The following is a 16,841-nucleotide window of genomic DNA, read 5'->3' as shown; positions in this document are numbered from 1 at the left end:
ATCGCTCCCTTTAGACGCGACGCTTCTTCGGCGGACGGCACCCGTTGTGCGGGATAGGCGTCACGTCGATGATGTTGGTGATCTTGTAGCCGACGTTGTTCAACGAACGCACGGCCGACTCACGGCCCGGACCCGGGCCCTTGATGCGGACTTCCAGCGACTTCACGCCGTAGTCCAGCGCAGCACGACCGGCCTTTTCGGCAGCCACCTGGGCTGCGAACGGGGTCGACTTGCGCGAACCGCGGAAGCCAGCGCCACCGGAGGTCGCCCACGACAGAGCGTTGCCCTGGCGGTCGGTGATGGTCACGATGGTGTTGTTGAACGAAGCGTGGACGTGGGCAACGCCATCAGTGATGACGCGCTTGATCTTCTTCTTGGTCTTAGCAGCGGGCTTAGCCATTTGTCAGTCCCTTACTTCTTGATCGCCTTGCGCGGACCCTTGCGGGTGCGGGCGTTGGTACGGGTGCGCTGGCCACGCAGCGGGAGGCCACGACGGTGACGCAGGCCGCGGTAGCAGCCCAGGTCCATCAGGCGCTTGATCGCGATACCGATCTCACGGCGCAGATCGCCTTCCACGATGTACTTGCCGACTTCGGCGCGCAGGCGCTCGATTTCCGGCTCCGACAGATCGCGGATCTTGGTGGTCGAAGCAACGCCTGCGACTTCGCAGACCTTCTTCGAACGGGTACGGCCGATGCCGTAAATGCTTTGCAACCCGACCCAGACGTGCTTCTGGGCTGGCAGGTTGACGCCTGCAATACGCGCCATGACGCGGTTCTCCAGCTGAGTGATGGCCGACAGCGCACCGTGGGCGCGCCAATCCGGCAGGATGGATCAAAAAAGTGAACTAGCGATACTAACAAGGTTCCGGTTTACATGGAAGCCCGTGAAACCATTGGTTTCATGAACCCGGCCTGGGGAGTGTGCCCAGGCTCCGGCGCCGGATGGGGTTGGACCTGGAGTTTCCTCCGGGGCCGCCCGCGCTACTCCTGCGCGGGACCACCTCATCACACCCCCACCCGGAACCGCTGCGGGGGCCGCCCTTCGTTTGTGTGGCCGGGGTCCGCGAAGCGGAGGGACCATCACGTCAGGAAGACGAAAGTATAACAGGCTGATCAGCCGCGAGCAAAGCCGCCGCGGTTGCCGCCCTTCAGGTTGGCCTTTTTCAGCAGGCTCTCGTACTGGTGCGACATCAGGTGCGCCTGCACCTGGGCGATGAAGTCCATCACCACCACCACCACGATCAGCAGCGAAGTACCGCCGAAGTAGAACGAGGCGTTCAGCTGCGTGCGCATCAGTTCCGGCAGCAGGCAGACGATCACCAGGTAGGCCGAACCGGCTGCGGTCAGGCGGGTCAGCACGCCGTCGATGTAGTCGGCGGTGGCCTTGCCCGGACGGATGCCCGGAATCAGCGCGCCGGACTTCTTCAGGTTGTCGGCGGTTTCCTGCGAATTGAACACCAGCGCGGTGTAGAAGAACGCAAAGCCGGTGATCAGCGCAGCGAACACGATCATGTGCAGCGGCTCGCCCGGGCCCAGGGCATTGGCGACCTTCTGCAGGATCTGGCCAAAGGTGCTCTGGTTGGCGGCCTGGCCGGCCCACATGGTCAGCGTGGCCGGGAAGGCCAGCAGGCTGGAGGCGAAGATGGCCGGAATCACGCCCGCCATGTTCAGCTTCAACGGCAGGAACGAAGTCTGGTTCATGTACGCGTTGCGGCCACCCTGGCGACGTGCGTAGTTCACCGTGATGCGGCGCTGGCCGCGTTCGACGAACACCACGAAGAAGGTGAAGGCCAGCACCACGATGGCGATCAGCAGCAGCTGGATGAACTGGATGTTGCCGTCGCGGTAGGCATCGAAGGTATGGATGACCGCGGTCGGCAGGCCGGCCACGATGCCGGCGAAGATGATCAGCGACACACCGTTGCCGATGCCGCGCTCGGTCACCTGCTCACCAACCCACATCAGGAACATGGTGCCGGCGGTCAGCGCGATCACGGCGGTGAGCACGAAGCCCATGCCCGGCGCGTAGACAACCGGAGCGCCCGACGGCGAGACCTGGCCCTGCAGGGCCAGCGCGATCGAACCGCCCTGCACCACTGCCAGCAGCACGGCGCCGATGCGCGAATACTGGGTGATCTTGCGGCGACCGGACTCACCTTCCTTCTGCATCGCCTTCAGCGCGGGGAAGATGTGGACGGCCAGCTGCATCACGATCGATGCCGAAATGTACGGCATCACGTTCAGCGCGAAGATGCTGAAACGGTGCAGGGCGCCGCCCGAGAACATGTTGAACATGTCCACGATGCCGCCGCCCTGCTGTTGCATCATGGCAAGCATGGCATCGGGATTGACGCCCGGCACCGGCACGTAGCAGCCAATGCGATAGACGATCAAAGCCCCGACGACGAACAGCAAACGTTGGCGAAGTTCAGTGAACTTGCCCATTCCGCCCGCGAGGTTACCGATGCCAGCTTGCGCCATGATTTTCTTACTCCGTTACGCTGCCGCCGGCAGCTTCGATCGCGGCCTTGGCACCAGCCGTGGCAGCAATACCCTTCAGGGTGAACGCCTTGGTCACTTCGCCCTTGACGACGACCTTGGCCTTCTTGGCAGTGCTCGGCACCAGCTTGGCAGCACGCAGGGCGGCGAAGTCGATCTCACCGGCCGGCAGCTTGTCCAGCGCGTACAGCAGCACTTCAGCGGTGTCCTTGGCGATCGGCGAACGGAAGCCGATCTTCGGCAGACGACGCTGCATGGGGGTCTGGCCGCCTTCGAAGCCAGCCTTGATCTTGCCGCCACCCTTACGGGCGAACGAACCCTTGTGGCCGCGGCCGGCAGTCTTGCCCAGGCCCGAGCCGATACCGCGACCGACGCGGATGCGCTCGGTGCGGGCGCCCGGTGCCGGGCTCAGTTCATTGAGACGCAGAGTCATGATCGATTACTCCTCAACCTTGACGAGGTAGTGAACGGTGTTGATCAGACCGCGAACCTGCGGGCTGTCCTTCAGTTCACGCACATCGTTGAGCTTGTTCAGACCCAGAGCACGTACCGACAGGCGGTGACGCGACTGAGCACCACGCAGGCCGCGCACCAGGCGCACCTTCACAGTCTTGTTGGACTCATTAGCCATGGTTGAGTTCCTCCACCTTCTTGCCGCGCTTGGCCGCGATGCGAGCCGGCGACTGCGCAGCAGTCAGGCCCTTCACGGTGGCACGCACCAGGTTGATCGGGTTGCGCGAACCGGTGGCCTTGGCCAGCACGTTCTTCACGCCCACCGCTTCCAGCACGGCGCGCATGGCACCGCCGGCGATGACGCCCGTACCTTCCGAAGCCGGCTGCATGAACACGCGTGCAGCGCCGTGGCCATCCTTGATGGTGTGCCACAGGGTGCCGTTGTTCAGGTCAACGCTGACCAGGTTCTTGCGAGCCTGTTCCATCGACTTCTGGATGGCGACCGGCACTTCGCGCGCCTTGCCGTAACCGAAACCGACCTTGCCTTCGCCGTCGCCGACCACAGTCAGGGCGGTGAAGGTGAACTGGCGACCGCCCTTGACGGTCTTGCTGACGCGGTTGACCGCGACCAGCTTCTCGATCATGCCGTCGTCGACTTTCTCTTCGCGGTTGCGGTCGCGATCGCGACCCCGCTGCTGACGTTCTTCTGCCATCTTGATTCCTTGGTTGTTTGGGTATGTACGGCTCGAAGCCGCTTATGGTTGTGAAGTACCGCGTTGTTGCGGTGGGCCGCTGCAGAAGAGCGGCGCCGCCCCGCCTCACTCAGGCGGGCGAGCAGGCGGGCAGGAGACGAAGGTCCCCTGCCCTGACCTCTTAGAACTGCAGGCCGGCTTCGCGGGCGGCGTCAGCCAGGGCCTTGATGCGGCCGTGGTAACGGTAACCCGAACGATCGAAGGCCACCTTCTCGATGCCAGCGGCCTTGGCGCGCTCGGCAACGATGCGGCCAACCTTGGCAGCGGCGTCGGCGTTCTTGCCGTTCTTCAGGCCGTCCTTGATGTCGGCCTGGGTGGTGTTGGCAGCAGCCAGCACCTTGGAGCCGTCGGCGGTGAAGACCTGTGCGTACAGGTGCTGGCCGGTGCGCAGCACCGACAGACGGGCCACACCCAGCTCGCGGATGTGAGCACGGGTCGACTTGGCGCGACGCAGGCGGGCGATGTTCTTGTTCATGATGTGTTTTCCTTGAAAGCTGAAGGTCAGGCTTTTCCCTGGTGAGGGACTCGCGCTTAGGCCTTCTTGGCTTCCTTACGGATGATGACTTCGTCGGAGTACTTCACGCCCTTGCCCTTGTACGGTTCCGGCTTGCGGAACGCACGGATCTTGGCGGCAACTTCACCAACGACCTGCTTGTCGGCGCCCTGGACCAGGATCTCGGTCTGGGTCGGGGTGGAGATGGTGATGCCTTCCGGAGCAACGAACACCACCGGGTGCGAGAAGCCGAGCGACAGGCTCAGGTCCTTGCCCTGCATGGCAGCACGGTAACCCACGCCGACCAGCTCCAGCTTGCGCTCGAAGCCTTCGGAAACACCCTTGACCATGTTGGACAGGATGGCGCGGACGGTACCGGTCAGCGGGATCAGCTCCGCATTCTCGGCGCTCAGGGTGGCAACGCCGTTCTCGACGTTGATTGCAATGCCGGCCGGCTTCGGCAGCGACAGGGTGCCCTTCGGGCCCTTGACGGTGACAGATTCGGACTGGACGTTCAGTTCAACCTTACCCAGGTCGATGGGCTTCTTGGCTACGCGGGACATATTCTTACTCCTCTCGCCTTAGGCCACGAAGCACAGGACTTCGCCGCCGACGCCCAGCTGGCGCGCCTGCGCATCAGTCATGATGCCCTTGGAGGTGGAAATGATGGAGATACCCAGGCCGTTCATGACCTTCGGCAGTTCGCTCTTGCCGCGGTACTGGCGCAGGCCCGAACGCGAGAAACGCTTCAGGGTCGCGATGACCGGCTTGCCTTCGAAATACTTCAGCACGATTTCCAGCTCGGACTTGTTGTTTTCCAGCTGGGTCACGCGCAGGTCGGTGATGTAACCCTCGTCCTTCAGGACCTGGGCGATCGCAACCTTGATCTTGGACGACGGGGCTTTCACCGTCTGCTTGCCAACCGCGGCCGCATTCTTGATGCGGACCAGCAGGTCGGCGATGGGATCAGTCATGCTCATATGAATACCTTTGAGTGCACCGATATCCGCTTTCGCGAAAATCTGTTGTCTCCTGGAAACGGGCCAGGTCCCTTCTTGCGGCAGGCCAATGGCCTACCCCTACAACCCCGCTCGCGCAGGGCAAGACGCGGGAGTATACGCCAAAAGAGCCCGACTTGCGCCGGGCTCTTCGGGTTTTTTGCTTGGGCAAGGCTGAATGCCTGCCCTGACCTGTTCAGGAACCCCCGAAGGGGCTCCTGATCGCAGGACCGGCTGGGATTACCAGCTGGCCTTGCGCAGGCCCGGCACGTCGCCACGCATGGTGGCTTCACGCAGCTTGTTGCGGCCCAGGCCGAACTTGCTGTAGACGCCACGCGGACGGCCCGACAGCTCGCAACGGTTGCGCTGACGGCTCGGCGACGAATCGCGCGGCAGCTTGGCCAGCTTGGTTGCGGCGTCGATCTTCTCTTCGTAGGTCGCATCCTGGGAGGACACGATCTTCTTCAGAGCCGCACGCTTTTCAGCGTACTTCTTGGCCAGCTTTTCCCGCTTGATGTCGCGGTTGACCATGGAGGTCTTTGCCATTTCGGTTTCCTCGACAGATCAGTTACGGAACGGGAACTTGAACGCTGCCAGCAGCGCCTTCGCTTCCGCGTCGGTCTTCGCAGTGGTGGTGATGGCGATATCCATGCCGCGGATCGCGTCGACAGCGTCGAAGTCGATTTCCGGGAAGATGATCTGTTCCTTCACACCCATGTTGAAGTTGCCGCGACCGTCGAAGGAACGACCGGAAACACCACGGAAGTCGCGCACGCGCGGCAGCGAGATGTTGATCAGGCGGTCCAGGAACTCGTACATCTTGTGGCGACGCAGCGTGGTCTTGCAGCCAATCGGCCAACCATCACGGATCTTGAACGACGCAACCGAGATACGCGACTTGGTGACAACCGGCTTCTGGCCGGAAATCTTGGTCATGTCGCCGACGGCGTTTTCCAGGATCTTCTTGTTGGTGGCCGCTTCGCCGACACCCATGTTCAGGGTGACCTTGACCAGCTTCGGCACTTCCATCGGATTGGTGTAGCCGAACTGCTTCATCAGCGCCGGCACCACTTCTTCCTTGTAAAACTTTTCGAGACGGGAAGTCATCTTCACATTCCTCAGGCGTCGAGCGCCTCACCGCTGGAGCGGAACACACGCAGTTTGCGTCCATCCTCCAGCACCTTGAAGCCAACGCGTTCGCCCTTGCCCGAAGCCGGGTTCAGCACATTCACGTTGGAGATATGGATCGACGCTTCACGCTCGACCACGCCGCCGGCAACGCCTGCCTGCGGATTCGGCTTGGTGTGGCGCTTGACGATGTTCACGTTGGCAACGACCACGCGGTCGCCGTCGACGCGAAGCACTTCGCCACGCTCGCCCTTGTCCTTGCCGGCATTGACGACAACCTGGTCGCCCTTCTTGATACGGTTAGCCATGATTATCTCCTGTCGCTCACAGCACTTCGGGAGCGAGCGAGACGATCTTCATGAACTTCTCCGAACGAAGTTCACGGGTCACCGGCCCGAAGATACGGGTACCGATCGGCTCCTGCTTGTTGTTCAGCAGAACGGCAGCGTTGCCGTCGAAGCGGATCAGCGAGCCGTCGGCGCGACGCACACCCTTGCGGGTACGCACCACGACGGCGTCATACACTTCACCCTTCTTGACCTTGCCGCGCGGAATCGCATCCTTCACGGTGACCTTGATGATGTCGCCGATACCGGCGTAACGGCGCTTGGAACCACCCAGCACCTTGAAGCACATCACCTGCTTGGCACCCGAATTGTCCGCGACGTCAAGGTAGCTCTGCATCTGGATCATGATTCAGACTCCTTATTCAGCCGCACGCGTGATGACTTCCACCACGCGCCAGTTCTTGGTCTTGGACATCGGAGCAATCTCGGTCACGCGGACGACATCGCCTTCCTTGCAGGCGTTGTCGGCATCGTGGGCGTGCAGCTTGGTCGAGCGCTTGATGTACTTGCCGTACAGCGCGTGCTTGACCTGACGCTCAACCAGGACGGTAACCGTCTTGTCCATCTTGTTGCTGACGACACGGCCTTCGACCGTGCGCAGCGCCTTGTTTTCAGTATTGTCGCTCATAGCGGCCATCCTTACTTCGTGCTGCCGAGCAGGGTCTTGACGCGAGCAATCTCGCGACGGACCCGGCGGATGTCGTGGGTCTTCGGCAGCTGGCCGGTGACCTGCTGCATACGGACAGAGAACTGTTCCTTACGCAGGTCGATCAGGTGGGCCTTGAGTTCGTCAGCCGACTTTTCACGGAGAGTTTTGATATCCATCAGCGCACCGTCCGGGTCACGAAAGTGGTGGTGACCGAGAGCTTGGCGGCGGCCAGGCGGAATGCCTCGCGTGCCACTTCTTCGGTAACACCCTCGATTTCATAGATCATGCGGCCGGGCTGGATCTGGGCCACCCAGTATTCCACGTTGCCCTTACCCGAACCCATTCGAACTTCGATGGGCTTCTTGGTGATGGGCTTGTCGGGGAACACACGGATCCACATCTTGCCGCCGCGCTTGACGTAGCGGCTGATCGAGCGGCGGGCCGCTTCGATCTGGCGCGCGGTCAGCTGACCGTGGGCGGTTGCTTTCAGACCGTACTCGCCGAAGCTGACAGCGTTGGCGCTCCAGCTCAGGCCTTCGTTACGGCCCTTGTGTACCTTGCGGTACTTGGTTCGCTTGGGTTGCAACATTGTCGTTACCTCGCTTCACGAGCCGGGCGCTGACGGTCACCGCGGTCGCCGCGATCGTGACGATCGTTGCGCGACGGGGTGTCGTCCTGCTTTTCCTGGCCAACCTGGGAGAAATCGAAGACCTCGCCCTTGTAGATCCAGACCTTGATGCCGATGATGCCGTAGGTCGTCTTGGCTTCAGCGAAGCCATAGTCGATGTCGGCACGCAGGGTGTGCAGCGGCACGCGGCCTTCGCGGTACCACTCCGAACGGGCGATTTCTGCACCGTTGAGGCGGCCACCGACGTTGACCTTGATGCCCAGGGCACCCAGGCGCATCGCATTGCCGACCGAGCGCTTCATTGCACGGCGGAACATGATGCGACGCTCCAGCTGCTGGGCGATCGACTCGGCAACGAGCTGCGCGTCCAGTTCCGGCTTGCGCACTTCGGTGACGTTGATGTGCGCCGGGACGCCCATCATTTCGCTCACTTCCTTGCGCAGCTTCTCGATGTCCTCACCGCGCTTGCCGATCACCACGCCCGGACGGGCGGTGTGGATCGTCACGCGAGCGGTCTTGGCCGGACGCTCGATCAGGATCTTGCTGATGCCGGCCTGAGCCAGCTTCTTGCGCAGCATGTCGCGCACTTTCAGGTCGGCTGCCAGGTAACCAGCGAACTCGGCCTTGTTGGCGTACCACTTGGAGTTCCAGTCCTTGGAAATACCGAGACGGATACCAATCGGATGAACTTTATGACCCATGGTCTTTTCCTTATCCGCTTACTTGCCGGCGCCCACAACCACAGTGATGTGGCTGGTGCGCTTGAGGATGCGGGTACCGCGGCCTTTCGCCCGCGCCATGAAACGCTTCAGGGTCGGACCTTCATCAACCATGATGGTCTGAACCTTCAGCTCGTCGACGTCGGCGCCCTGGTTGTTCTCGGCGTTGGCAATAGCCGACTCCACCACCTTCTTGATCAGGTGGGCAGCCTTCTTGTCCGAGAACTTCAGCAGGTTGACCGCACGTTCGGCCGGCAGACCGCGCACCTGGTCAGCGACCAGACGAGCCTTCTGCGGGGAGATGCGCGCAGTGCGCAGGATGGCTTTCGCTTCCATTGTCATCTCTCCTTACTTGCCCGACTTCTTGTCACCACCGTGACCCTTGAAGGTCCGGGTGATGGCAAATTCGCCGAGCTTGTGGCCGACCATGTTCTCGTTGACGAGAACCGGGATGTGGTTCTTGCCGTTATGCACGGCAATGGTGATGCCTACCATGTCAGGCAGGATCATCGAACGGCGCGACCAGGTCTTGATCGGCTTCTTGCTGCCCGCAGCGGCCTCCACCTTCTTGACGAGGTGGTGATCGACGAACGGGCCCTTCTTGAGTGAACGTGCCATGGTCGATTAGCCCCTACGATCGCGGACGATGAACTGCTGAGTGCGCTTGTTATGGCGCGTCTTGTAACCCTTGGTCGGAACACCCCACGGGGTGACCGGATGCGGGTTACCCTGGCCGGCCTTCGCCTCACCACCACCGTGCGGGTGGTCAACCGGGTTCATGGCAGCACCACGAACGGTCGGGCGGACGCCGCGCCAACGCTTGGCACCGGCCTTGCCCAGCTTTTCCAGGCTGTGCTCGTCGTTGCCGACTTCACCGATGGTGGCGCAGCACTCGACCGGAACCTTACGCATTTCACCCGAGCGCAGGCGCAGGGTGGCGTAGATGCCTTCGCGGGCAACCAGCTGCACGGCCGCACCAGCGGCGCGGGCGATCTGAGCGCCCTTGCCGGGCTTCAGTTCGATGCAGTGGATGGTGGTACCGACCGGGATGTTGCGCAGCGGCAGGGTGTTGCCGGCCTTGATCGGGGCGTCCGAACCAGCGATCACCTGATCACCAGCCTTCAGACCCTTCGGGGCGATGATGTAGCGGCGCTCACCGTCGACGTAGCACAGCAGGGCGATGTGGGCGGTGCGGTTCGGATCGTATTCGATGCGTTCCACGCGCGCCGGGATGCCCAGCTTGTTGCGCTTGAAGTCGATGATGCGGTAGTGCTGCTTGTGGCCACCACCGACGTGACGCACGGTGATGCGGCCATGGTGGTTACGACCACCCGAGCGGCTCTGCGACTCGACCAGCGCGGCGTGCGGAGCACCCTTGTGCAGGTCGGGAGTGACCACGCGCACGGCCGAACGGCGGCCGGGGGAAGTGGGCTTGAATTTCATCAATGGCATGGGATGTACCTCAGGCCTTGGCCGTTACATCGATCGACTGGCCGTCGGCCAGGCGAACGTACGCCTTGCGCCAATCGCCGCGGCGGCCAGCACGGTTACGGAAGGACTTGTTCTTGCCCTTGACGTTGACCACGTTGACGGCTTCGACCTTGACGTCGAACAGCTGCTCAACCGCGGCCTTTACATCGGCCTTGGTGGCTTCGTTCGAAATTTCGAAGACATACTGGTTGGAGAGTTCCTGCAGGCGCGCGGTCTTTTCGGAGACACGCGGGGCACGCAGCACGCTGAAGATTTTTTCGTTGCTGTTCATGCCAGCCACTCCTCGACCTTCTTGACCGCGTCAGCGGTGATGACGACCGTGTCGGCACCAACCAGGGACACCGGATCCAGGCCCTGCACGTCACGCACTTCCACGTAGGGAACGTTGCGAGCCGACAGGTACAGGTGTTCGGAGGCTTCCTCGGTGACGATCAGCGGGCGCTTGCCCACTTCCAGGCCGGCCAGCTTGGCGATCAGACCCTTCGTGCTGGTCGCTTCGACGTCGAAGGACTCCACGATGGTCAGACGGCCCTGACGGTTCAGCTCGGACAGGATCGCGCACATGGCGGCACGGTACTGCTTACGATTGACCTTCTGCTCGAAGCTGCGCGGCTTGGCCGCAAAGGTGACACCGCCGCCGACGAAGATCGGAGCCGTCAGTGCGCCATGACGCGCGCCGCCGCCCTTCTGCTTCTTCGACTTCTTGGTGGTACCTGCCACTTCGGAGCGAGTCTTCTGCGCCTTGGTGCCGGCGCGACCGGCGTTGCGGTAAGCAACGACGACCTGGTGGACCAGATCTTCGCTGAAATCGCGACCGAACACGGCGTCGGAGACCGAGACCTTGTTGTTGCTACCCGTGATAACGAGTTCCATCGTCATCTCTCCTTATGCCTTGCTCGCCGGACGGACGATCACGTCGCCACCCGCCGCGCCCGGAACGGCGCCGCGAACTGCGATCAGACCGCGCTCGACGTCGACCTTGACCACTTCCAGGTTCTGGGTGCTCTGCTGCACCGCGCCCATGTGGCCCGACATCTTCTTGCCCGGGAAAACGCGACCCGGGGTCTGGCGCTGACCCAGCGAACCCGGCGCGCGATGCGACAGCGAGTTACCGTGGGTTGCATCGCCCATACGGAAGTTGTGGCGCTTGATGGTGCCCTGGAAACCCTTACCCTTGGTGACACCCTGGACGTCGACGATCTGGCCGACTTCGAAGATGTCCGCCTTGACTTCGCCGCCAACGGCGAAATCGCCGAGCTGCGCGTCTTCAACGCGGAATTCCCACAGGCCACGACCCGCTTCCACCTTCGCCTTGGCGAAGTGGCCGGCTTCCGGCTTGTTGACCAGGGCAGCGCGACGCGCGCCGACGGTCACCTGCACGGCGCTGTAGCCGTCGGTTTCGACGGTCTTGATCTGTGCGATGCGGTTGGGGGTTGCTTCGATCAGGGTCACCGGGATGGAGCGGCCATCTTCAGTGAACACGCGGCTCATGCCAGCCTTGCGGCCCACGAAGCCCAACGAATACTTCTTCGTCATGGTCGTAGTCCTCAGGTCAGCTTGATCTGAACGTCGACGCCGGCAGCCAGTTCGAGCTTCATCAGCGCGTCCACGGTCTTGTCATTCGGGTCAACGATATCGAGCACGCGCTTGTGCGTGCGGGTCTCGTACTGGTCACGCGCGTCCTTGTCGACGTGCGGGGAAACGAGGACGGTGTAACGCTCGATCTTGGTCGGCAGCGGGATCGGGCCACGCACTTGCGCGCCGGTCCGCTTGGCCGTTTCAACGATCTCGCTGGCCGAACGGTCGATCAGACGATGATCGAACGCTTTCAGCCGGATCCGGATCTTTTGGTCCGCCATGGCGGTAGGTTCCTTCGTTAAAAGAGCGACAGACAAAGCCTCTGGGTTGCTTTGTCCCGTGAAATCCCTGAATACAGACGGCCCGCACTCCTGCAGGCCGACAAGGTCAATCCATAGACCCCAAAAACGTAGGCAGGCCAGTTTCCCGGTCTGCCCAGACGTGGAAGCATAATGGCACGCAAGGCAGCTGTCAACAGCTGCCTGTTGACGCCGCCTGAATGGCATTGACCGTTCCTGGTCCGGGGAACACAAGGCACATCCTGTGCCTGCTTTCCCATTTGATACGCCCCGATGCCCTACCCAGGCAACATCGGGGCGCAGATACTACCAGATTACGCGATGATCTTCGAGACCACGCCAGCGCCGACGGTACGGCCGCCTTCGCGGATGGCGAAGCGCAGGCCTTCGTCCATTGCCACCGGGTTGATCAGCTCGACAACCATCTTCACGTTGTCGCCCGGCATCACCATCTCGACGCCTTCCGGCAGGTTGGCCTTACCGGTGATGTCGGTGGTACGGAAGTAGAACTGCGGGCGGTAGCCGTTGAAGAACGGGGTGTGACGGCCGCCTTCGTCCTTCGACAGCACGTACACTTCGCCTTCGAAGGTGGTGTGCGGCTTGATGGTGCCCGGCTTGGCCAGAACCTGGCCGCGCTCGACGTCGTCACGCTTGGTGCCGCGCAGCAGCAGGCCGGCGTTGTCGCCTGCCTGGCCCTGGTCCAGCAGCTTGCGGAACATTTCGACGCCGGTCACGGTGGTCTTCTGCACCGGACGGATGCCGACGATTTCGATTTCTTCGCCGACCTTGATCACGCCGCGCTCGATACGGCCGGTCACCACGGTGCCGCGGCCCGAGATCGAGAACACGTCTTCCACCGGCATCAGGAACGGCTTGTCGACGGCACGCTCCGGTTCCGGAATCCAGGTATCCAGCGCGTCGACCAGCTTGATGATCGCCGGCACGCCGATGTCGCTCTGGTCGCCTTCCAGCGCCAGACGAGCCGAACCCGAGATGATCGGGGTGTCGTCGCCCGGGAACTCGTACTTGCTCAGCAGTTCGCGGACTTCCATTTCGACCAGTTCCAGCAGCTCGGCATCGTCAACCATGTCGGCCTTGTTCAGGAACACGACGATGTACGGCACGCCGACCTGACGCGACAGCAGGATGTGCTCGCGGGTCTGCGGCATCGGGCCGTCAGCGGCCGAGCACACCAGGATCGCGCCGTCCATCTGGGCGGCACCGGTGATCATGTTCTTGACGTAGTCAGCGTGGCCCGGGCAGTCAACGTGGGCGTAGTGACGGGTGGTGGATTCGTATTCGACGTGCGCGGTCGAGATCGTGATACCACGAGCCTTCTCTTCCGGAGCAGCGTCGATTGCCGAGTAATCCTTGAACTCGCCACCGAAGCGCTCGGCACCGATCTTGGTCAGTGCAGCGGTCAGCGTGGTCTTGCCATGGTCGACGTGACCGATGGTGCCGACGTTGACGTGCGGCTTGGTGCGCTCGAACTTACCCTTTGCCATTGTTGTTTACCTTGATATTGAAAGTGGTTTTCAGGAGAGGCTGAGCGAGGCTCAGCCCTTCTTCATGACGGCTTCGGCGATGTTGTTCGGCGCCGGCTCGTAGTGGTCGAATTCCATGGTGAAGGTGGCGCGGCCCTGGGTCTGCGAACGCAGCGCAGTGGCGTAGCCGAACATTTCACCCAGCGGGATCATCGCGTTGATGATCGAAGCGGAGCCGTCACCGGTGGTGTCGGAACCCTGCAGCACACCGCGACGACGGCTGACGTCGCCCATCACGTCACCCTGGTAGTCTTCCGGGGTCACGATCTCGACCTTCATGATCGGCTCCAGCAGGACCGGCTTGGCCTTGGAGAAGCCCTGCTTGAAGGCCATCGAGGAGGCCAGCTTGAACGCCATTTCCGACGAGTCGACGTCGTGGTACGAGCCGAACACCAGCTTCACCTTGACGTCCACGACCGGGAAGCCAGCCAGCGGACCGCTGGTGATGGTTTCGCGCAGGCCCTTTTCGATCGACGGGATGAATTCCTTCGGAATCACACCACCGGTGATGTCGTTGATGAACAGGAAGTCGTCCTTGATCAGCGGAGCGATCTTGGCATCGGCACGATCTTCAGCGGTGATCGGCGACAGTTCGATCACGACGTGACCGTACTGACCCTTACCACCAGACTGCTTGGCGTGCTTGTAGTCCGACTTCACGTCAGCCAGGGTGATGGTTTCGCGGTAGGCCACCTGCGGCGCGCCGACGTTGGCTTCAACGTTGAACTCGCGCTTCAGGCGGTCGACGATGATGTCCAGGTGCAGCTCGCCCATGCCCGAGATGATGGTCTGGCCGGATTCTTCGTCGGTCTTGACGCGGAACGACGGATCTTCCTGCGCCAGACGGCCCAAGGCCAGACCCATCTTTTCCTGGTCCGACTTGGTCTTCGGTTCGACGGCCATCGAGATCACCGGCTCCGGGAACGTCATGCGCTCCAGGATGATCGGCTGGTCGACCGCGCACAGGGTGTCACCGGTGGTGGTGTCCTTCAGGCCCACGGCCGCGGCGATGTCACCGGCCAGAACTTCCTTGATTTCTTCGCGGTTGTTCGAGTGCATCTGCAGGATGCGGCCGATGCGCTCCTTCTTGCCCTTCACCGAGTTCAGCACGGTGTCGCCGCCATTCAGGGTGCCCGAGTAGACACGGAAGAAGGTCAGCGCGCCGACGAACGGGTCGGTGATGATCTTGAAGGCCAGCGACGAGAACGGAGCCTTGTCGTCGGACTTGCGGGTCATGGCGACGTTTTCGTCATCCACGTCGGTACCGGTCACGTCCGGCACGTCAACCGGCGACGGCAGCAGCTGGATCACGCCGTCCAGCATGGCCTGCACGCCCTTGTTCTTGAACGCCGAACCGCAGTACATCGGGACGATTTCGGTGGCCAGGGTACGGGTACGCAGCGCGTTGATGATTTCCGACTCGGCCAGCTCTTCGCCGCCCAGGTACTTTTCCATCAGCTCTTCGCTGGCTTCAGCCGCGGTCTCGATCATGAAGGTACGGGCTTCTTCAGCCTTTTCCTGCAGGTCGGCCGGGATGTCGCCGTACTCGAACTTCATGCCCTGCGAGGCTTCATCCCAATGGATGGCCTTCATCTTCAGCAGGTCGACAACGCCCTTGAAGCCGTCTTCAGCGCCGATCGGCAGCTGCATCGGCACGGCAACGGCGCCGAGCTTGGCCTTCAGCTGGTCACGGACCTTGTAGAAGTTGGCGCCGGTGCGGTCCATCTTGTTGACGAACGCGATGCGCGGCACCTTGTAGCGGTTGGCCTGGCGCCACACGGTTTCCGACTGCGGCTGCACGCCACCGACGGCACACAGCACGAACACCGCACCGTCGAGCACGCGCAGCGAGCGCTCCACTTCGATGGTGAAGTCGACGTGCCCGGGGGTGTCGATGATGTTGAAGCGGTGCTCCGGCAGGGACTTGTCCATGCCCTTCCAGAACGCGGTGGTGGCAGCGGACTGGATCGTGATGCCACGTTCCTGTTCCTGCTCCATCCAGTCCATGGTGGCGGCGCCGTCATGCACTTCACCGATCTTGTGGCTCTTGCCGGTGTAGAACAGGATGCGCTCGGACGTGGTGGTCTTGCCGGCATCGATGTGAGCCATGATGCCGAAGTTACGGTAACGCTCGATGGGAGTGGAACGGGCCACGGGGAGCCTCTCAGATTTCTTGGATTTCGGATGGCCGAACGCCGCCTTGCGGCGGCCTTCGGATTGGCGCAGCCCTTCTGGGGCCGCGAGGCAGCACCGTGATGGTGCTGCCCTGCCTGTTTTACAAGGCCGTCAAACTCACCAGCGGTAGTGGGCGAAGGCCTTGTTGGCTTCGGCCATGCGGTGGGTTTCTTCGCGCTTCTTGATGGCGCCACCACGGTTTTCCGCGGCGTCGATCAGTTCAGCAGCCAGCTTCTTCGGCATGGTGTTCTCACCACGCTTGCGCGCGGAGTCGATCAGCCAACGCATGGCCAGGGCCATCTTGCGCGAGGCGCGCACTTCGACCGGCACCTGGTAGGTAGCGCCGCCGACGCGACGCGACTTCACTTCGACCGCCGGAGCGACGTTGTCCAGAGCCTTCTGCACCAGCTCGATCGAGTTGGCGTTCTTCTCGGAGATGACGTCCATGGCACCGTACACGATCTTTTCAGCGACGGACTTCTTGCCGCTCTGCATGACCATGTTGATGAAACGGGCGATGGTTTCGCTTCCGTGCTTCGGATCCGGCAGGACGGAACGCTGCGGAGTATTACCCTTACGCGACATAGTGCTCTCCCCTTAGGCCTTCGGACGCTTGGCGCCGTACTTGGAACGGGCCTGGCGACGCTTGGCAACGCCGGCGGCGTCGAGCGAGCCACGAACGGTGTGGTAACGCACACCCGGCAGATCCTTGACGCGACCGCCACGGATCAGGACCACGGAGTGTTCCTGCAGGTTGTGGCCTTCACCGCCGATGTAGGAAATGACTTCTTCCTGGTTGGTCAGGCGGACCTTGGCAACCTTGCGCAGAGCCGAGTTCGGCTTCTTCGGGGTGGTGGTGTAGACGCGGGTGCAGACGCCACGGCGCTGCGGGCACTTGTCGAGCGCCGGCGAGGCACTCTTGTACGTGGTAGCTTGCCGCGGCTTGCGGACCAGCTGGTTGATCGTCGCCATCAGTAGGTTCTTCTGATTGGTGGCCGGAAATCCGGCCAGAGATGCGGAAATGTTAAAGCAGGCCAAAATTCTGGCCTGCTGAGACAGACGATTGTAGCAACCTGTCAGGAACGC

General features: G+C 62.2%; 28 protein-coding genes. All 28 read right to left on the bottom strand.

The window, feature by feature from the left end; all coding sequences use genetic code 11:
* Positions 1-10: 10 nt before the first annotated feature.
* A complete protein-coding gene (gene rpsK / locus RTY46_RS03875; protein ID WP_042614211.1) occupies positions 11-400 on the bottom strand; it encodes a 30S ribosomal protein S11 in 390 nt (129 codons plus the stop codon).
* Between the two features lie 11 nt (positions 401-411).
* On the bottom strand, positions 412-768 hold the full coding sequence (rpsM, locus tag RTY46_RS03870) for a 30S ribosomal protein S13 (RefSeq protein WP_004154500.1): 357 nt from the start codon (positions 766-768) through the stop codon (positions 412-414).
* A 347-nt stretch (positions 769-1,115) separates the two neighbouring features.
* Positions 1,116-2,483: a preprotein translocase subunit SecY gene (gene secY / locus RTY46_RS03865; RefSeq protein ID WP_108752276.1), complete on the bottom strand. Its 1,368-nt coding sequence runs from the start codon at positions 2,481-2,483 to the stop codon at positions 1,116-1,118.
* 7 nt (positions 2,484-2,490) lie between these two features.
* Positions 2,491-2,934 carry a 50S ribosomal protein L15 gene (gene rplO, locus RTY46_RS03860; RefSeq protein WP_312706735.1) on the bottom strand — a complete coding sequence of 148 codons (444 nt, stop codon included), beginning with the start codon at positions 2,932-2,934 and terminating at the stop codon, positions 2,491-2,493.
* 6 nt (positions 2,935-2,940) lie between these two features.
* On the bottom strand, positions 2,941-3,132 hold the full coding sequence (rpmD, locus tag RTY46_RS03855; RefSeq protein ID WP_004145412.1) for a 50S ribosomal protein L30: 192 nt from the start codon (positions 3,130-3,132) through the stop codon (positions 2,941-2,943).
* Positions 3,125-3,667: a 30S ribosomal protein S5 gene (rpsE, locus tag RTY46_RS03850; RefSeq protein ID WP_053448882.1), complete on the bottom strand. Its 543-nt coding sequence runs from the start codon at positions 3,665-3,667 to the stop codon at positions 3,125-3,127. The genes rpmD and rpsE overlap by 8 nt, the downstream gene beginning before the upstream one ends.
* Positions 3,668-3,827: 160 nt before the next feature.
* Entirely contained in the window at positions 3,828-4,181 is a 354-nt protein-coding gene (gene rplR / locus RTY46_RS03845; RefSeq protein ID WP_108748662.1) for a 50S ribosomal protein L18, read from the bottom strand.
* Positions 4,182-4,237: 56 nt separating this feature from the next.
* The gene (gene rplF, locus RTY46_RS03840; protein ID WP_312706733.1) at positions 4,238-4,762 is read right to left on the bottom strand and encodes a 50S ribosomal protein L6; all 525 of its coding nucleotides are present in this window, start codon (positions 4,760-4,762) and stop codon (positions 4,238-4,240) included.
* 18 nt (positions 4,763-4,780) lie between these two features.
* A complete protein-coding gene (gene rpsH, locus RTY46_RS03835) occupies positions 4,781-5,179 on the bottom strand; it encodes a 30S ribosomal protein S8 (protein ID WP_005408210.1) in 399 nt (132 codons plus the stop codon).
* Between the two features lie 258 nt (positions 5,180-5,437).
* Positions 5,438-5,743: a 30S ribosomal protein S14 gene (gene rpsN / locus RTY46_RS03830; RefSeq protein WP_199932085.1), complete on the bottom strand. Its 306-nt coding sequence runs from the start codon at positions 5,741-5,743 to the stop codon at positions 5,438-5,440.
* An 18-nt stretch (positions 5,744-5,761) separates the two neighbouring features.
* Positions 5,762-6,304 carry a 50S ribosomal protein L5 gene (rplE, locus tag RTY46_RS03825; RefSeq protein WP_004145361.1) on the bottom strand — a complete coding sequence of 181 codons (543 nt, stop codon included), beginning with the start codon at positions 6,302-6,304 and terminating at the stop codon, positions 5,762-5,764.
* 11 nt (positions 6,305-6,315) lie between these two features.
* The gene (gene rplX / locus RTY46_RS03820) at positions 6,316-6,633 is read right to left on the bottom strand and encodes a 50S ribosomal protein L24 (RefSeq protein WP_108748658.1); all 318 of its coding nucleotides are present in this window, start codon (positions 6,631-6,633) and stop codon (positions 6,316-6,318) included.
* 16 nt (positions 6,634-6,649) lie between these two features.
* On the bottom strand, positions 6,650-7,018 hold the full coding sequence (gene rplN / locus RTY46_RS03815) for a 50S ribosomal protein L14 (RefSeq protein WP_010483978.1): 369 nt from the start codon (positions 7,016-7,018) through the stop codon (positions 6,650-6,652).
* 12 nt (positions 7,019-7,030) lie between these two features.
* On the bottom strand, positions 7,031-7,300 hold the full coding sequence (gene rpsQ, locus RTY46_RS03810; protein WP_004145355.1) for a 30S ribosomal protein S17: 270 nt from the start codon (positions 7,298-7,300) through the stop codon (positions 7,031-7,033).
* A gap of 11 nt (positions 7,301-7,311) precedes the next feature.
* Complete coding sequence (rpmC, locus tag RTY46_RS03805; RefSeq protein WP_004154487.1) at positions 7,312-7,497, bottom strand: 50S ribosomal protein L29; 186 nt, start codon at positions 7,495-7,497, stop codon at positions 7,312-7,314.
* Positions 7,497-7,910, bottom strand: a complete 414-nt coding sequence (rplP, locus tag RTY46_RS03800; protein ID WP_025879305.1) for a 50S ribosomal protein L16 — start codon at positions 7,908-7,910, stop codon at positions 7,497-7,499. The genes rpmC and rplP overlap by 1 nt, the downstream gene beginning before the upstream one ends.
* Before the next feature lie 5 nt (positions 7,911-7,915).
* A complete protein-coding gene (rpsC, locus tag RTY46_RS03795) occupies positions 7,916-8,650 on the bottom strand; it encodes a 30S ribosomal protein S3 (protein WP_005415414.1) in 735 nt (244 codons plus the stop codon).
* Positions 8,651-8,668: 18 nt separating this feature from the next.
* On the bottom strand, positions 8,669-9,004 hold the full coding sequence (rplV, locus tag RTY46_RS03790; RefSeq protein ID WP_080375339.1) for a 50S ribosomal protein L22: 336 nt from the start codon (positions 9,002-9,004) through the stop codon (positions 8,669-8,671).
* A 12-nt stretch (positions 9,005-9,016) separates the two neighbouring features.
* On the bottom strand, positions 9,017-9,286 hold the full coding sequence (gene rpsS, locus RTY46_RS03785; protein WP_005415413.1) for a 30S ribosomal protein S19: 270 nt from the start codon (positions 9,284-9,286) through the stop codon (positions 9,017-9,019).
* 6 nt (positions 9,287-9,292) lie between these two features.
* Positions 9,293-10,120: a 50S ribosomal protein L2 gene (gene rplB, locus RTY46_RS03780; protein ID WP_108748657.1), complete on the bottom strand. Its 828-nt coding sequence runs from the start codon at positions 10,118-10,120 to the stop codon at positions 9,293-9,295.
* 10 nt (positions 10,121-10,130) lie between these two features.
* Positions 10,131-10,430 carry a 50S ribosomal protein L23 gene (gene rplW / locus RTY46_RS03775; RefSeq protein ID WP_049470489.1) on the bottom strand — a complete coding sequence of 100 codons (300 nt, stop codon included), beginning with the start codon at positions 10,428-10,430 and terminating at the stop codon, positions 10,131-10,133.
* The gene (gene rplD, locus RTY46_RS03770) at positions 10,427-11,032 is read right to left on the bottom strand and encodes a 50S ribosomal protein L4 (RefSeq protein ID WP_102944279.1); all 606 of its coding nucleotides are present in this window, start codon (positions 11,030-11,032) and stop codon (positions 10,427-10,429) included. The genes rplW and rplD overlap by 4 nt, the downstream gene beginning before the upstream one ends.
* A 12-nt stretch (positions 11,033-11,044) precedes the next feature.
* On the bottom strand, positions 11,045-11,695 hold the full coding sequence (rplC, locus tag RTY46_RS03765; protein WP_004145336.1) for a 50S ribosomal protein L3: 651 nt from the start codon (positions 11,693-11,695) through the stop codon (positions 11,045-11,047).
* Positions 11,696-11,706: 11 nt separating this feature from the next.
* On the bottom strand, positions 11,707-12,018 hold the full coding sequence (gene rpsJ / locus RTY46_RS03760; protein ID WP_005408208.1) for a 30S ribosomal protein S10: 312 nt from the start codon (positions 12,016-12,018) through the stop codon (positions 11,707-11,709).
* Between the two features lie 332 nt (positions 12,019-12,350).
* Positions 12,351-13,541, bottom strand: coding sequence for an elongation factor Tu (gene tuf / locus RTY46_RS03755; protein ID WP_108752270.1), 1,191 nt, complete (start codon positions 13,539-13,541; stop codon positions 12,351-12,353).
* Between the two features lie 51 nt (positions 13,542-13,592).
* Entirely contained in the window at positions 13,593-15,734 is a 2,142-nt protein-coding gene (gene fusA, locus RTY46_RS03750) for an elongation factor G (protein ID WP_312706732.1), read from the bottom strand.
* 138 nt (positions 15,735-15,872) lie between these two features.
* Entirely contained in the window at positions 15,873-16,340 is a 468-nt protein-coding gene (gene rpsG / locus RTY46_RS03745) for a 30S ribosomal protein S7 (protein WP_108748654.1), read from the bottom strand.
* 12 nt (positions 16,341-16,352) lie between these two features.
* Positions 16,353-16,727: a 30S ribosomal protein S12 gene (gene rpsL / locus RTY46_RS03740; RefSeq protein WP_004145320.1), complete on the bottom strand. Its 375-nt coding sequence runs from the start codon at positions 16,725-16,727 to the stop codon at positions 16,353-16,355.
* Between the last annotated feature and the right edge of the window lie 114 nt (positions 16,728-16,841).

The sequence above is a fragment of the Stenotrophomonas sp. genome, from assembly GCF_032056425.1.
Lineage (GTDB): Bacteria > Pseudomonadota > Gammaproteobacteria > Xanthomonadales > Xanthomonadaceae > Stenotrophomonas.
This window is presented reverse-complemented; position numbering and strand designations above follow the sequence as displayed.